Annotated in this window: 1 protein-coding gene and 1 pseudogene; one reads left to right on the plus strand and one right to left on the minus strand. The window is 59.9% G+C overall.

Annotation, left to right across the window (positions count from 1 at the left end; translation table 11 throughout):
- Nucleotides 1-325 precede the first annotated feature (325 nt).
- Nucleotides 326-499: pseudogene (locus ACT3TZ_RS15105) on the minus strand (helix-turn-helix domain-containing protein); the annotation flags it as partial.
- Nucleotides 500-619: 120 nt separating this feature from the next.
- On the opposite strand from ACT3TZ_RS15105, the gene ACT3TZ_RS15110 reads away from it, so the two are divergent.
- The gene (locus tag ACT3TZ_RS15110) at nucleotides 620-1,495 is read left to right on the plus strand and encodes a hypothetical protein (RefSeq protein ID WP_444584234.1); all 876 of its coding nucleotides are present in this window, start codon (nucleotides 620-622) and stop codon (nucleotides 1,493-1,495) included.
- Nucleotides 1,496-1,513: the final 18 nt, after the last annotated feature.

Genomic DNA, 1,513 nt, shown 5'->3' on the forward strand with positions numbered 1-1,513 from the left:
GCTAGCGAGGAGCAACGGTTCCGTCGCAGCAGACAGATCCTCGAAGTGCCGAGCCCCCGGCCACCGATCGAAGCCCTGCAATTCGGCGGATCGAATCAGCAGCTCCTCGTCAGTAGTGGTGAGGATGGGACTGCAGGAGTTGGTCACACCCCAACCACACACATCTGCCACATTGAGCACCACCCTGCGTGACAGCTACGGCACCGTAGGCACCCCCGTCCCACAGGGTCCGAATCAGCAGTTTCGTGACACATCTGCGCCGTGGGGTATACCCACTCAGGACGCGCCGTCGGCCCGCTCGGGTCTGCGTCGCCTCGGCTCTTGGTCACCGGGAGTCATTGATGCCGGGATCGCCGGCATCTGCGCCTTCAGTTTCGTCATCGACCCACTCAAACAGGTCGCCCGGCTGGCATTGGAGGACGCGGCACATCGCATCCAGAGTCGACAGGCGGACGGCCTTGGCGCGACTGTTCTTGAGTACTGCGATGTTGGCTGGCGTTCATGAGGGCAACCGCTTTCGGTGGCCAGGCGGCTAGAATCTGAACACCATTCGTGATTCGAACCACTCGCTCACGGGCTGAGAAGAGTGGTGCGTAAACCTTGACCGGAAGGACTGCACATGAGAACCAACACGTGGCTCGGACTCATCGCAATCAATCAGTCTGCCCAAATCCTTCAGAGCAGCGGACATGCCCGGAAGCAAGAGGCTCGCGACAAGGAGCGTGACGAAAAATTCGCGCAAGCTCATGAAGAGGCCAGACGTGGTCAGTTCGCGATGTGGATCCAGTCACCGGACGGTCAGCGCTTTGAGCGCTGGAGCCATCACGCACTGCTAACTTCTCGTGCAATTGACGATCGTCAGGTTGCTTGGGATATTGCCTGGGAGCAGGACTATCACTCGCGCCGAGAAAGCGCACGACCGGCGGCTGTGGCTGAAGCTGAATCCAAGGTGGCCCAGGTGTCCGCCGAGAAGGTTCGGCGCGCGCGACGAATGGGGGTAATTACAGCCGTCGTCTCGTCGATACTGATGATCATCTGGCTCGCTCTAGTCATGACCGCCCCGGTCTCGGATGCCGGTGAGGGCACAGTGACGCCAGTGTCTATGATTGCGTTCCTTCTTATGGGGATCTCGATCTGCATTACCATCTGGAGCTTCTGGAACGCGAGCGCTGTGAATAGAAGAATTAAGCTCGTCGGCCAGGTCGCCGAAAAGTATCTCTCGCTCAACGTCCTCCCCAGGTCGGCCTCATGGCACCGTCGCGCAGACGCCGAAAGTCTCCGACAGGTTGAGTCAAAGATCGGCGAGGTTGTTGAGGACGCAGCGACCACATTCCCGCGAGGTGACTCGCTCATCCAACTTGCCGGCACCTACGACACTCGTCCAGAGGGCCCGGGGAGCGAACACGTGCCCGAGCCAGTGCGTCGCTTGCTAGAGGCGTTTCGAGAAGAAGATCGCGTACGCAGGTCCGCCCTGCAACGTGACGGACTCGCTTAAGAGGATATTCAGAGCTGA

The sequence above is a fragment of the Brachybacterium sp. AOP25-B2-12 genome (genome assembly GCF_052378625.1).
GTDB lineage: Bacteria > Actinomycetota > Actinomycetes > Actinomycetales > Dermabacteraceae > Brachybacterium.

Excerpts from the sequence above, each read along its gene's own strand:
- ACT3TZ_RS15110 (WP_444584234.1), top strand. The coding sequence starts at position 620 with ATGAGAACCAACACGTGGCTCGGACTCATCGCAATCAATCAGTCTGCC.